Annotated in this window: 10 protein-coding genes; 9 read left to right on the top strand and 1 reads right to left on the bottom strand. The window is 39.7% G+C overall.

Annotated elements, in window-relative coordinates:
• Positions 1–2: 2 nt before the first annotated feature.
• Genes H8S17_RS04855 through H8S17_RS04840 form a run of 4 tightly spaced genes read left to right on the top strand, consistent with a single transcriptional unit; the run spans position 3 to position 7271 of the window.
• On the top strand, positions 3–2678 hold the full coding sequence (locus H8S17_RS04855; RefSeq protein WP_186866458.1) for a DegV family protein: 2676 nt from the start codon (positions 3–5) through the stop codon (positions 2676–2678).
• 9 nt (positions 2679–2687) lie between these two features.
• Complete coding sequence (locus H8S17_RS04850; protein WP_243237967.1) at positions 2688–4442, top strand: LTA synthase family protein; 1755 nt, start codon at positions 2688–2690, stop codon at positions 4440–4442.
• A gap of 10 nt (positions 4443–4452) precedes the next feature.
• Positions 4453–6936: a YfhO family protein gene (locus tag H8S17_RS04845; RefSeq protein ID WP_186866456.1), complete on the top strand. Its 2484-nt coding sequence runs from the start codon at positions 4453–4455 to the stop codon at positions 6934–6936.
• Positions 6933–7271, top strand: a complete 339-nt coding sequence (locus H8S17_RS04840) for a hypothetical protein (protein ID WP_186866455.1) — start codon at positions 6933–6935, stop codon at positions 7269–7271. The genes H8S17_RS04845 and H8S17_RS04840 overlap by 4 nt, the downstream gene beginning before the upstream one ends.
• 53 nt (positions 7272–7324) lie before the next feature.
• Here the strand turns inward: H8S17_RS04840 and H8S17_RS04835 are convergent, their stop codons facing one another.
• Complete coding sequence (locus H8S17_RS04835) at positions 7325–7654, bottom strand: helix-turn-helix domain-containing protein (RefSeq protein ID WP_186866454.1); 330 nt, start codon at positions 7652–7654, stop codon at positions 7325–7327.
• A 199-nt stretch (positions 7655–7853) separates the two neighbouring features.
• On the opposite strand from H8S17_RS04835, the gene H8S17_RS04830 reads away from it, so the two are divergent.
• The 5 genes from H8S17_RS04830 to H8S17_RS04810 are packed head-to-tail and all read left to right on the top strand — an operon-like array spanning position 7854 to position 15371.
• A complete protein-coding gene (locus H8S17_RS04830; protein ID WP_186866453.1) occupies positions 7854–8075 on the top strand; it encodes a hypothetical protein in 222 nt (73 codons plus the stop codon).
• Entirely contained in the window at positions 8056–9783 is a 1728-nt protein-coding gene (locus tag H8S17_RS04825; RefSeq protein ID WP_186866452.1) for a phosphoadenosine phosphosulfate reductase domain-containing protein, read from the top strand. Before H8S17_RS04830 ends, H8S17_RS04825 begins: the two co-directional genes overlap by 20 nt.
• The gene (locus H8S17_RS04820) at positions 9784–10665 is read left to right on the top strand and encodes a DUF4007 family protein (protein ID WP_186866451.1); all 882 of its coding nucleotides are present in this window, start codon (positions 9784–9786) and stop codon (positions 10663–10665) included.
• Positions 10653–14168 carry a hypothetical protein gene (locus H8S17_RS04815; RefSeq protein WP_186866450.1) on the top strand — a complete coding sequence of 1172 codons (3516 nt, stop codon included), beginning with the start codon at positions 10653–10655 and terminating at the stop codon, positions 14166–14168. The genes H8S17_RS04820 and H8S17_RS04815 overlap by 13 nt, the downstream gene beginning before the upstream one ends.
• 21 nt (positions 14169–14189) lie before the next feature.
• The gene (locus H8S17_RS04810; RefSeq protein WP_207723360.1) at positions 14190–15371 is read left to right on the top strand and encodes an aminotransferase class V-fold PLP-dependent enzyme; all 1182 of its coding nucleotides are present in this window, start codon (positions 14190–14192) and stop codon (positions 15369–15371) included.
• The last annotated feature ends 27 nt before the right edge of the window (positions 15372–15398 follow it).

Below are 15398 nucleotides of genomic sequence, written 5' to 3'. Positions count from 1 at the left end.
AGATGTTTAATGTATGGAAAGAAAAAATACATGGAGAAGATGTCCCATTAAGGGAAAAGATTTTTTATCTGATGTTATTTATGGTACTGTTATCTTCTATCTTATCCTTTGTGGCAGGGGTGTTCAGGCAGGATGTAGCAGGACTGTTGCTGCCGATGCTGATACCGGTTCCGATCGTAATATTTTCATTCTGGTATACGATGAGGTATCGGAAAGTAGAATTGCCGGCAGTATTAGTGGATATCGCAATTCATTTTATCCTGATCCCGCTTGCTTTCTTTACCAGAGGTGGTGCAGACGGCGGTACTGCCGTATGGTTTATCCTGGCTATTTTATATGTGTTCCTGATGTTCCATGGAAGACTGTTTTATGTTATGCTCACAGTTACCCTGTTGATGATCATTGGTTTATACAGTATGTCCTATGTACATCCGGAATGGGTCATTGGGTTAGCGGACAGAGCAGAAGTTTACACAGACTCAGTGGTTGCAGTTATTCTTGCAGGGATTATCTGCGGCTGTCTGGTTAAATTCCAGAACCGGATCTATGCAGAGGAAAAAGAGATCACGGAACAGCAGAAGGAAGAAATCGAACAGTTAAGCCGTTCGAGAAGTGCATTTTTTACAAATATGAGCCATGAGATCAGAACACCGATCAATACGATCATCGGTTTAAATGAAATGACACTTAGGGAAAATATATCCGATGAGATCGCAGAAAACTCCATCAATATCCAGAATGCGAGCAAGATGCTGTTAGTGCTGATCAACGATATTTTAGATATGTCTAAGATCGAATCTGGCAAAATGCAGATTGTTCCGGTACAGTATGATACGGGAAATCTCTTTAGTGATCTTGTGAATCTGATCTGGATCCGGGCATATGAAAAGAAGTTAGAGTTTAAGATCGATATTTCAGAAGATATTCCATCGACCTTATTCGGGGATGAAGTAAGGATCAAACAGGTACTGACGAATATTCTGACCAATGCAGTCAAATATACAAATGAGGGTTCTGTCACATTATCAGTGCAGAGTGAACAGATGGCATCAAATATCGTCCGTCTGCGTATTTCCGTATCAGATACAGGTATCGGGATCCGTAAAGAAGATATGGAAAATCTGTTCCATTCATTTAAACGTGTAGACGAAGCAAGAAACCGCGGCATAGAAGGAACAGGACTGGGACTTACGATCTCGAAACAGTTAGTGGAAATGATGGGCGGAAAGATCACGGTGGACAGTATCTATACGAAGGGAACCGTCTTTACAGTTATCTTAGATCAGAAGATCGTTGATGGAAATCCGATCGGATCAATTGATTTTATGCTAAAGAAAAAGTCATTAAGCCGTTCAAATTATAAACAGAGTTTTGAAGCACCGGATGCAAAAGTGCTGATCGTCGATGACAATGAAATGAACCTGTTAGTTGCATGTAAACTGCTCCGTTCCACAAAAGTGCAGGTTGATACCGCAGCAAGTGGAAAAGAATGTTTAGAAAAAACAAGACATAAGTATTATAATGTTATTTTTATGGATCATATGATGCCGGAAATGGATGGTATCGAAACCTTAAAACAGCTTCGTGTACAGGAAGACGGACTTTGCAAAGATACACCTGTCATTGCACTGACAGCACATGCGATGTCGGGTGCCGAGCAGCTTTATATCCAAAATGGATTCCAGGGCTACTTATCCAAACCGATCAGTGGGACGTTATTAGAGGCGGTTCTGTTAAAATATCTGCCAAAAGAATTAGTCGAATACACTGCAGATGCAGAAGAAGTATTAGAGGAACAAAAGACGATCCGCCTGATCTCTAAAAAACGGAAACGATCTGTTACGATCACGACAGACTGTGTCTGCGACCTGCCGGAAGAATGGCTGCATATGTATGACATCAAAAATATGTATTACTATGTCTATACTGATGAAGGAAGATTCTGCGATACAAAAGAGATCAGTTCCGATGGTCTGTTACAGTATATCGAACAGAATGGTCGTATGGCACACTCAAAGCCTGCGAGCGTCAGTGAATATGAGAATTTCTTTGCCAATGTATTAGAGGAATCAGAAAGCGTGATCCATATCTCCATGACCTCCCTTGTCAGCGAGGGATATGCACAGGCAGTATCCGCAGCAAAAGGATTTGACAATGTAACAGTCATTGATTCAAAGCATCTTTCCAGTGCCATGGGGATCATGGTATTATATGCTGGAAAATTAGCAAAAGAAGGTAAGAGTAAAGAGGAGATCATTGCACAGACAGAGAAGCTAAAAGAGAGAGTATCGACCAGTTTTATTGTTCCAACACCGGATAATCTGTATCGGAACGGTAAGATTAAAAAGCATGTAAAAGTAATGTGTGAAGTATTGAACCTGCATCCGGTCATTGAAATCAGACAGGGAAGAATGGGCTGTGCCTGCATTGAAACGGGAAACGTTAAAACAGCATATAAAAAATACATACGCCGGAAAATGCGTGGAAGAAGAAAAATCGATCACAGGATATTGTTTATCACCTATGCAGGCTGTTCAGTAAAAACGCTCGAACTGATCGAAAAGGAAGTGGAAAGATACATGAAGTTTGAAAAAGTCATTTTCCAGCCGGCATCTGCAACAATCTCAAGTAATTGCGGATTAGGTGCATTTGGACTTTTATATTTGAAGAAGAAGTGATAAAAAATGATGGACAGAAAACAAAAAATTATCGCAGGCATCGTAGGAATGACAGTCTGCCCAATTATGTATTTTTATTTATTAGAGGCATATACACATAATGGATTTACAGAAGTAAGACCATGGTCACAGTTTTTTAATATCATCTTATTTGAACTTGTGGCATGGATATTATTCTTTTTGTTCCGGAGTGCCAAATGGGCACTGAGAACAGAGGGGATCGTGGCAATGACAGCAGGACTTGCCAATGCCTATGTGTATTCCTTCCGTTCCCTGCCACTTGTGCCATGGGATATTTATTCCGTCAAAACGGCAATGAGCGTAGCAGATAATTATGATTTTATGCCATCGGTCAGGTATGTAGTGGTTGTACTCGGATTTGTGGCTATCATATCTGCAGTCCGGTTTTTTGATCTGCGCTTAGAGAAACTGAAATGGTATGCAGGTCTTGCGGCAGCAGTTGTGATCTGTATCATACTCTCAGGTGTGACGTATGTTTTACAGCAGGAAGATTTTCAGAACCGGCACAGAATGTATAATAAATTGTTTACACCGGTATATATGTGGCAGGTTAATGGATTTGCACTGACCATGGTCATGGAACTTCCCTATATATCGGTAGATAAGCCAGATGGTTATGATAAAAAGGCGGCAGAAGAACAGCTCATGGCATACCAAAAAAAAGCAAAAGAGAACGATGCCCAGACAAAAAATAAGCAGGATCCGAATATCATCGTGATCATGGATGAAGCATTTTCAGATCTTGCCATTCTTGGAGATTTTCAGACGAATAAAGATTATATGCCTTATTTTCACAGTATGCAGGGAGCAGACAATACAATCAGCGGCTATCTGAATGTATCAGTCTGCGGTGGTAATACTGCAAATACGGAGTTTGAATTTTTAACAGGCAATACGATGGCATTTCTGCCACAGGGAAGTGTGCCGTATCAGCAGTATGTGAAACATAACATCGAGGCACTTCCGTCATATTTAACAGGCTTAGGTTATGAAACCTATGGAATGCATCCATATTATGCAAGCGGCTGGGACAGAGATACGGTATATCCGTTGCTGGGATTTGAGCATACGGCATTTATCGAAGATTATACAGACAGAGAGTATATCCGCAAATATGTCAGTGACAGAAGCTGTGTAGAAAAGATCAAGGAAACCTTTGAACAGAAGAAAACCGGTAAACCAATGTTTTTATTTAATGTCACGATGCAGAATCATGGTTCTTACAGTGACGCTTATGATAATTTTATACCGGATATTGCTGTGGAAGGTGCATCATCAGAATCGTTATCAGCCTATTTATCACTGATAGCAAAAACAGATCAGGCATTAGAAGAACTGATCACATATTTTAAAAATGTGAATGAACCGACGATGATCGTGTTCTTTGGAGATCACCAGCCAAACGATGTTGTGGCAGAACCAGTCTTGCGTTTAAATGGAAAGAGCAGCAGGAATCTTTCAGAAGAAGATACAAAACTGCGTTATCAGGTACCGTATCTGATTTGGGCGAATTATGAGATCGACACAAAAACAGAAGAAGATACCAGTGCCAATTATTTAGGAATGAAAGTATTAGAAGCAGCAGGGATCACATTGCCGGCATATCAGGAATTTTTAAAAGATTTTGAAAAAGGTTATCCAATCCTTTCCGCAGTCCGTACAGAGGCGGCATCTTCACCGGAGATCAGTAAAAATGAATACCGGCAGCTGCAATATTATGAATTATTTGATAAAGGAAACTAAAGGAGATTTCATGGACAGATTAAAAAAGGACAGGGGCGTGTATGCGTGTGCATTTTTGCTCCCATTTTTGATCGTGAGTATTATCTGTATCAAAAATCAGGTATATCCGTTTGGAGAAAATTGTATTCTCCATATCGATATGTATCATCAGTATGAGCCTTTTTTTACAGAACTGATGGATAAATTAAAAAACGGAGGGAGTCTTTTATATTCGTTCCGTATCGGGCTGGGTTCAGATTTTGTATCATTATTTGCATATTATTTAGCAAGCCCGTTTAACTGGCTGAGCGTATGTATTCCAAAGGGATATGTCATAGAATTTATGACAGTGCTGATCCTTATCAAAACAGGACTCTGCGGACTGACCTTTGTGATCTATCAGAAAAAACATTATGGTCTGGTCAGTTATGCCGGCGTGATCTTTGCAGGATTCTATGCATTGTCCGGTTATATGGCAGCTTATTACTGGAACATCATGTGGTTAGACTGCTTGGTTTTAGCACCGCTTGTGGTCGCAGGTTTGGAGCGTTTAGTTAAAAAGAAAGATGCAGGACTTTATTGTATCAGTCTTGCCATATCCATTCTTTCTAATTTTTATATATCGATTATGCTCTGTATTTTTCTGGTGCTGTATGCAATGATCTTATTGGCAGAAGAAACAGAAAACATCAGACAAAAGGTACAGGTATTTTTTAGATTTGCATTGTATTCTCTGTTAGCAGGAGGCATGGGAGCCGTTTTGATCTTTCCGGAGATCGCAATTTTAAGCTACAGCGGATCATCAGGCGTATCTTTTCCGGATACGGTCGAATGGTATTTTGATCTGATCTCCATGCTGGCAAGACATTGTAATAATGTGACGGTTTATACCGGACAGGAGCACTGGCCGAATCTGTACTGCGGTGCAGCCGTTTTCTTATGTCTGGTATTGTATTTATGCAACAGGAAGATCTCATGGAAGAAGAAATTACATCGTGTGCTTTTGATCGTATTTTTCTGGCTAAGTTTTTCAAATAATATGCTGGACTTTATCTGGCATGGAATGCATTTTCCAGACAGTCTTCCGGGCAGGGAAGTGTATCTGTATGTATTTTTGTTAGTGACAATGGCATATGAAGTTTATGTCTTAAAAGAGGGCAATACACGATTTCATATCGTGCTCGGAGTGATCGTAACAGCAGCATTTCTTGGAGTGTCAGCGTATGTTGCTGACACCGGACAGGTTGCGGTAAGATCCCTGCTTTTAACAGGTGCTTTTACTTTTTTTTATGGAATCTTTATGATTGTGCAAAAAAGCAGCGATCAGGAACGGAAATTGTTTGCGTCCTATATGCTTGGGACATTAGCTATTCTAGAGTTATTTATGAATTATGATACAACAGGGATCTCGACGGTCAGCCGTACTGATTATACAAAAAACTGGGAATCCGTACAGACCTTGCTGGAACAGGTTGATGCGATGGATGCAGAACCGTTTTACCGGGTGGAAGAAAATGAGCGGCTGACGAAAAATGATGCCGCTATCTATGGTTATTCTTCTTCGACGATATTTTCTTCGCTGATGAATATCGGAGTGAGCAGATATTACAGAAGCCTTGGCATGGAAGGCGGTAAAAACTTCTATAGTTACAGCGGAGCAACGCCGCTGACATCAGCGATGTTATCCGTCAAATATCTGATCTCAAAGAGTCCGTATCTTGAAAGCCCGCTTCGGACATTGGTTGCACAGGACGGAATAAATTATATCTATAAAAATGCATATACGCTGCCACTTGGTTTTATGTTAGATACTGATTTTGAATATCGGTGTGCATTAGTACAGGGCATGGCAGTCAGAAATTTAAACCGGTTTGCCAAAAACTTAGGTGCCACAGAAGATATGCTCGTACCATTTGATGGTATAGTTGATGCAGGTGATGAAAAGACAACCGTCACAGCGGCAGAGGACGGTTATCTGTATGCGACCTATACCGATACATCTGTGACAAATATTACAGTAAAAAATGGAGAACGCACACAGAAATTCAATAAGTGTGACCATGGCTACATCTTAGATCTGGGTTGGTGTCAGGCAGGGGATGTTGTGGAGATCACGAATACGAACAAAGTCTCAGAGTTTAAAGTAGCGGTCTACAGCCTGAATATGGATGCACTGCAGACGGCATATCAGACTTTAAATGCACAGACGTATACGGTAGATACATTTGAGGATACAAAGATTACAGGACACATTACAGTAGAAAAGGCCGGAGATCTTATCTTATCCATTCCAAATGAAGCAGGTTTTCGTGTATCTGTCGATGGAAAAGAAACAGAGTGCCAGACATTTATGAACAGTATGATAAAGATACCATTAGAAGAGGGAACTCACGAAGTAACCTTACAGTATATGACACCCGGACTGAAAATGGGCGCAGCAGTCAGCATCAGTTGTCTGTTTCTGTTTATATTGCTGTGCATATGGTATCAAAAAAGGGAAAAGGAAGTTTTATGAAATCAAAAGAATTTGTGAAAAATTATAAGCAGCCATTTAGTGAATACTGCCCCTGTGTGATCGACTGGAATGGTGAGATCTATCTGTGCAGTAAGGGACATTTAGAAACATTAGTGGAAATTAGTGGAGATAAAGATATTTTAAGCGGGATTCCAAAAGAAGTATCCCCGTTATTCTATCTCACGGAAAAATTAAAGTGCGTGGTTGTCGATTATGAGAACCAGCTGTATGCCGAAGAGTTATCGCAGGAGCAGCGGTATGCACTGTTAGATCTGGCGGAGGCAAAGCTGATACTTGTTCGTCCGGTGGATATTAAGGAAAAGAGTGGGGGTTAAAGTGAAAAAACTGCCGCACCAGCCAGATGTCTGGGGCGGCAGTTCTTTTCTTGTTAGTCTATATCCAGCAGTTTTTTGACTGCGTCTAACATCTCAGGATGTTCTCTCAAATTTAAAATGAGTTTCTTTTCAAAATCTGTGATCTGCAGGGAAGGTTCTGTTTTATGACCAAACGTTCCCTGAATATCTTTAATATTATAAATCTCACAAAGTATCAAAAGCGTATCTACACTTGGTTCAGACTGACCATTTTCCCAGCCATAGATTGTTTTTTCTGCAACGTTTACCGAACGGTCTTCTAATTTGCAGACAACATCTCTCACAGAAAGTGCATTCTGCTTTCTGGCTTCTTTTAATACCTTTGCGATCAATTCGTTTTTCATAGCTACCTCCAGAGGAATGATTTTGGAAAATTCCAACCTTATAACGGATACAAAATTCCCCGTATATCTCTATCTTATAGTAGTATGCAAAACGCGTCAAATCATTCTTAAAATATAAGAAAAACAATATTGAAAATCTTACAAATAAAGAATATAATGAAATAATAATTCTTAAAATCTAAGAATGGTGGTGCTATTTTTGAAAGAACATAGTAAGTCATCAGAATGGCTTATCCAATATATAAAGGAACAGAAGATTTCCATAAAACAGATGGCAGCAGATCTTCATATCGATGAGGACCGTTTTGTGGATGGGGCAGTTTTTGGAATCGAAGAATTTTTAGATATTTGCGGTTATTTACATATTACACCAGAAAGAGTACAGAAAGAGATCAGGGAAAATGATAAGGTATCGATGTGAAATACATGGGAAGGATCGTTCTATCTGGCTGAAAGAGAATTTTTGTCCGGAGTGCAATCATAGAAAATACGTTAAGACAGAATCAGATATTTACTGGTGTAAGAGGTGCAATGTACCGCTTTATGACAAGATATGTCCGGTCTGTGGCACGCATGGCAGGCGTGTAGCATCTGATCTGCGTCCGGTTTTTCCGGAAGAACGTCTGTTAGTGGAGATTATCTTAGGCAAGCCATTTTGTTACAAAGAGGCTTCTGTCTGGAATACATCGGGAAACAGTTACATTATTGACGGTGAACTGAAACGGTTTTCCATTGCAGCATTGAAGGAATTAGATACAGATGCCATCAGGGAGGCATATGCTGCAAATGCAGATCATAATACGGATACGGCTTTTTTGAAATATGCATCACAGTTTGTCTTATGCAATCAGGATCGTTTTGCAGAGATCGAAGAAGAAGCATTGCGGTATTTGCAGGAAGTGACAGCCGGATATGATGCAAAGGATATGTTTGTATCATTTTCCGGAGGAAAAGATTCTACGGTAACATCAGATCTTGTGATGCGGGCACTTAGTAATCCGCGGATACTGCATATATTTGGGGATACGACGTTAGAATTTCCGGAAACAGAGCGGTACATTGATCGTTTTAAAAAAGAACATCCGGTGACACCGGTGATCTCATCAAGAAATAAAGAGAAGAATTTTGAGGAATTATGTCAAGTGATTGGACCACCCAGCCGTGTGATGCGCTGGTGCTGTACGATTTTTAAAACCGGTGCGATCACAAGAAAGATCTCAGGTCTGTTTCGTGGGAAAACAAAGATTTTAGCATTCTATGGTATCAGGAGAAGTGAATCAGCAAGCAGAAGTAAATATGAGAGAGAATCCGAAGGACATAAGATCAGTAAACAGATCACGATATCACCGATCATTGACTGGTTAGATTATGATATCTGGCTGTATCTTCTGACAACAAAGATTGATTTTAATACAGCATACCGTCTGGGCTATACCAGAGTGGGCTGCTGGTGTTGTCCAAATAACAGTGCATGGTCAGAGTTCCTTTCTAAGATCCATATGAAAGAGCAGTATGAACACTGGCATCAGTTTCTTGTGGATTTTGCAAAGAGTATTGGTAAGGCAGATGCCAAAGAATATGTGGATACCGGTAAATGGAAAGCAAGACAGGGGGGAAACGGAGTCAGCTATGCAAAAAAATCAGTCATAGCTTTTGAACCCTGTGCATTAGAAGAAAATGCATTCAATTATGAACTGCAGAAACCAATCACAGAGGAATTATATGAATTATTTAAACCATTCGGGTATATCAACAGAAGTTTTGGGATTGAGCGTTTAGGCGAGATTTATATCATGCGTAAAAGCGGTCAGCCGATTTTGAAATTGCAGGGAAGGATCGGAAGTTCGCATTTAAAAGTGACGATCTTAGACCATCATATAGACGGTGCACAGAATCTTGCAGCGGCAGAAGATAAGATCAAATGCCAGCTTACAAAATACCAGATGTGTATCGGGTGTCGTGCCTGTGAAGGTATCTGTAAACATGGAGCGATCCGTATAGAAAGCAATGAAGATGGGATCACATATCATATCGATGATACAAAATGTGTCCGCTGTGCAGAATGTGTCAATCATTTTATTGCAGGATGTTATATGAGAAAAGTATTAGCAACAAAGAGGAATGGATAAATGGCAGTAAATAAAATACGTTTAAAAGGGCATGAAACATTTATATTGCGTGACGGATGGCTGACAAAAGGACTGATGGCAGTCGCAGCAGATCCGAAAGTATTTTCTAAAAATCATGGTGCAGATGCACTTGGCGTAGGTACAAATATGGCAAAAGCTATCCGCTACTGGCTCAGGGAAAGTGAACTTACGGAAGAAGATACAAAAGAAGGCGTAAAACTTACAGATACAGGTGAACTTATCCTAAAAAAAGACAGTTATTTTGAGGATGATTTTTCACTCTGGCTTGTACATTGTAATCTTGCGATGAATGCTCAGAAAGTGACAAGCTGGTATACATTTTTTAATCTGCTGGAGTCCGAAACCTTTACGAAAGAAGAATTAGAAGATGAGTTAGAAGATAAGATCCTGCAGTTTTTTCATGTGGAAAATGTACCGAAACGTTCGATCAGTGATGACTGCAATGCCATTTTAAATATGTACTACAGGGAAAATGAAAAGGATTATGATCCCGAAGAAAAAAAGGTCAGTCCCTTTGCACATTTAGGACTGCTCCGTAAACATATTGACCGTTATAGCAGGTCACAGCCGTATTTGAATACATTATCCGCAGATGTTATTTTATATATTTTAGCAAAAGCACAGGCAAAAGAGCACATGGACAGCCTGAGTATCGATACCTTAGTCAACGGACAAAATATGCCGGGAAAACTTTTAAACTTAAACCGGATCATGGTCAACCGGTATTTAGATGAATTAGCAGATGATAATTATCTGACTGTGAACCGGACAGCCGGATTAGATATGGTTTATTTAGAACAATTAGAAGTACAGACGGTATTAGAAAAGCACTATCAGAAAGGATCACCATGTACGAATTAAATGAAGTTATTGGGATTGACAGAAGATTTCAGAATTCGGTCAATCTTTCCATGGATCTGAATAATCAGAAAAAAATAGACAGTTATATCCCGACACGCTCTGCGAAAAGTATTTTAAACTGGTATCAAAAAAGTATAGAACAGAATACAGATAACGCAACAATACTGATCGGACCTTATGGAAAAGGAAAATCGCATCTGCTTTTAGTATTGTCAGATCAACTGCGTAAACGAGAAAAACCATTTCTTCCGGTGATCGTTTCAGGCACATATGAGGACCTGAACCAGGCATTTCTGATGGGGATCCTCGATGCATTAAAACGTGAGGATTTATCAGATCTTGCACCGGAAAGTTATTACAGCAAAGCCATAGATACGATAGAGTTGTGGAAAAAACAATATCCGATGGCATACGAGATCTTTTTACAGGAGATCACTGCTTTTGGATATCAGGAAAAAGACTATCATAAGCAGCTGGAACGATTAAATGAAAAAGTGCTTCGCAATTTCCGGAAAATTTATCCGAAGATCACAAATGGCAGTGAGTTTCAGCCGATCGTAGAACTCGAAACAACGAAGATCTATCAGGAGATCAGCCGGCTGTTATATGAAAAGTATCAGTATGCCGGTATTTTTATTGTATTTGATGAATTTAGCAAGTACATAGAAGGACATCAGGTCGAAACATTTGCAAGAGATATGAAGATCGTGCAGGATATGTGTGAGTTGTGCAACAGTTCGAAAAATCCACAGATGCATATCACATTTGTAGCACATAAAAGTATCAAAGAATATGGCACAGCACTTCCAAAAGAAATGGTTCATGCATTTACCGGTGTTGAAGGAAGATTAAAGGAAGTACCGTTTATTGTATCTTCGCAGAATAATTATGAACTGATCGAGCATGTCATAGAGAAGAAGATACCGGATTTTAACAAATATATCCGCAGTTTAAAACCATATTATGAAAATGCACAAAAATCTTATGGATTACAGTTTTTCCATTCATTGTTTGAAGCAGAAGATTTTGAAAAGATCATGGTCATGGGCTGTTACCCACTGCTTCCGGTCACTGTCTACCTGTTATTAGCGATCAGCGAAAAAGTGGCACAAAATGAAAGAAGTATCTTCACATTTCTTGCCAATGATGAAAAGGGAAGTCTTTACCGGATGATAAAAGAACGGCAGAGAGAGATCAAAGATGGCGGAGTGACGGCGGATGTTGTATATGATTATTTCTGTAATCTGTTCCGGGAAGAAACCGGTCTGGTTTCTATCCATACAGAATGGTTGAAAGCAGATTATGCATTGACAAAGACAACAGATAAAACAGAACAGAAGATCATTAAAGTGATGGCATTGTTACTGATGCTTCACAGAATAAGTGAGGCACCGGTAGAAAAAGAGATACTTTCACTTGCCTTAAATCTGCAGGAAGAATCTTTAGTGGCATACATGGAATCCCTTTGTGAAAAACAGGTCGTAGAATGGAAACATCAGAGTGCATCTTATGTATTCCGTAATAATGTCGGGATCGATCTTGAAAAAGAGATCAAAGATGTGATGGCGAAGATTCCGGCACAGGCAAATGATGCAAAAGTGATCAGGGAAATTTCTGAACTGGATTATATCCTGCCGAAACAGCACAATCAGGAGAATACCATTTCAAGATTTTTTGAATATGTCTATATGACAAAGGAGCAGTTTTTAAAACTGCCCGATGCAAAATATCTGTTTGAAGAACATTTTTCCGATGGTAAACTGATTGCCTTATTATCAGAAGAAACAGAAGATCGTTTAGAACAGGAGATCACAGACAAGATCCATACCTTACAGGATAAAAGAATCGTCGTTCTCTGCCCCTATGATGTATTTTCTGGAAAAAGTCTGCTGCGGAGATATCTTGCAGTTTTAAAATTATTGGAAGATACAGAGTTTTTAGAGCAGAATCGTGTATTAAAACAGGAACTTGAAAATAATGCAGATGATATCCGCTATGAATTAAATCAGATGTTGAAAAAGTCTTATCTTCCCGAAGAGGGAAATTGTGCAGTGATACATATGTCAGGTATTTATCCGCATGATGTCTGGAAGAAAAAGACATTTAACAGTTTCTTAAGTACTGTCTGTGATGAAGTATATCCGAAAACACCCAGAGTCAATAATGAGCTCATCAACCGTCAGCATATTTCAAGCCAGAATAAAAAAGCACGAAAAAAAATCGTAGAAATGCTTCTTTTAGAACAAGGAGAAGAAGTCCGGCAGAAATATGAAACCGGAACAGGACCGGAGGCGACAATCTATCGTGCAACCTTGCAGAGAACCGGAATCAGGGGTAGCAGACAGTTAGATCCGGGTTCAAAATTCGTCTTAGATGAGATCAATGCATTTATTGCAGACTGCGATGGCAGAAAGATTTCTTTTCAGAAACTCTATGAAAGGCTGCTAGGAGAAGAATATGGCGCAAGGCGTGGAATCCTGCCTATTTATATAGCAACACAGTTGATCCGGCTGCAGGGAACACCGGTGATCTATTTTGGAGATCGGGAAGTAGAATTAAAGGCAGATGTTTTTGAAAATATCAATGATCAGCCGGAAAATTACAGTCTTTATGTAGAACATGAAACAACAGAAAAACAAAAGTATCTGCAAAATTTAGAAGAACTATTTTCCATTGATGGACAAGAACATAAACAGGATGCAAAAGACAAACGGTTAAAACAGATCGCAGTCAGTATGCACAGATGGTACCGCTCACTGCCACAGGTGACACTCAATTTTAAGAACTGTCCGTCTGATATGACAAAAAAGCGGTTTAAAGAGATATTAGCATTTCGCAGATTATTCAGAAATATCGAATTAAATCCAAGAGAATTGTTATTTGAAAAAATTCCAGAGATTTTTGGAAATGAAGAATATGCAAAGACCGCAAAGAAAGTATCGCAGATCAAACTTTTTTTAGACAGCTATTTTAAAAGCTTGCAGCAGCAGGCAGTGACAGCAGTCAAAGAAGAATTCCGGGCAAAAGAAAATGAAAGTCTTTCAGCCTGTCTTTCCCATTGGTATGAGGGACAGAGCCAGATGGCAAAGACATTGTTATCAGGCAGTCGTGTTACCGGATTTATGCAGTATATGGCACAGTTAGATACATATGATGAGTTAAAGATCATACGCAGACTTTCAAAGATCATCTTAGATATCTATATGGAGGACTGGCAGGATACTTCTTTAGAAGAATTTAAAAAGATGCTGCATGAAACCAGACAGGAGATTGAAACTATCGGGCAGAATGACAGCACTCATACAGGCAGACAGCATCTGGTATTTACTAATCATCAGGGAGAAAAAATTGAACGGTTTTATGAGGATACCGAAGATGACAGCACCAGTTATTTTTTAAAGAATGCGATCTTAGATGCATTAGAAGAATTTGGGGATTCCTTAGAAACGAATCAAAAAGTGGCTGTATTGGTACAGACATTAGAGAAATTGATACAGTCATAAAAGGACATATGAGGAGAGAACATGAAACGTACAATATATTTAGATCATGCGGCAACTACTTTTCCAAAGCCGGAATGTGTATATCAGAAAATGGATGAGATTAATCGCAGCTTAGCAGTCAATGCTGGGCGTGGTTCTTATGCTCTGGCAAGAAAAGCAGTAAATGTGATAGATAAAGTCCGCATGGAATTAGCAGAAATCGCACATGCCGCACAAGTCGCAGAGGTTGTACTCACACCCTCTGCGACTTGTGCGTTAAATGAGATCATCGGAGGTATAAAACTCCGGCAGACAGATACGGTTTATGTATCACCATTTGAACATAATGCGGTTATCCGGTCATTACATTTGAAGCAGGAAAAAATCGGTTTTACAATCGAAGAACTGCCATGCAGGGAGGACTGTGCAGAGATTGATATAGAAAAAATGAAATATATGTTTGCGAAGAATCCACCGGCATATGTATTTATGTCCCATGTCAGCAATGTAACGGGTTATATATTGCCGGTAGAGAGGATCTCCAATGAGGCAAAAAAATATCAGGCAGAGATCATCGTAGATGCATCGCAGTCAATGGGACTCATTCCGATTGATTTTGCAGCATGGGATCTTGATTATCTTGTATTTGCAGGACATAAGACACTTTATGGAGCATTTGGAACAGGAGGATTTCTGATCCGGCATAAAAGAAGATTAGAGCCGTATTTTGCAGGAGGAACCGGAAGTGATTCTTTAAATCCAAGAATGCCCATACAAGCCCCCATGGCTTATGAAGCAGGAAGTCCGAATATCGTATCAGCAGGTGGACTTTTAGCAGCTATGGAAGATTTGAAAGCACATGGAAATGGAGCATATGAAGATGGGATACACTTCTTTTATGAAAAGGAGAAGATGCTGACAGAACGTCTTATTACAGGATTGCAAAAAATCAAAAACGTACAGTTATATCTGCCACCGGCAGATGCACATATAGGTATCGTAGCATTCAATCTCAAAGGGTATCAGGCAGGAGATGTCGGCATGATCTTAGATGAAGATTACCAGATCGCAGTCCGGACAGGCTATCATTGTGCACCGCTTATACATAAAGTGCTAGGAGATGAAAGTTATGCAGGTGTTGTCAGGGCAAGTGTTGGAAGATTTACGACAGAGGAAGAAATTGAGAGTTTTGTGGATGCAGTAGAGGAGATTTTGGAGGGATAGAGATGGGATCTATCGATATCTAAGATA

It is taken from the genome of Roseburia zhanii (assembly GCF_014287635.1).
In the GTDB taxonomy this organism is placed as follows: domain Bacteria; phylum Bacillota; class Clostridia; order Lachnospirales; family Lachnospiraceae; genus Roseburia_B; species Roseburia_B zhanii.
Note: the sequence above shows the minus strand (reverse complement) of the source record. Positions and strands in the feature narration are given on the sequence as shown.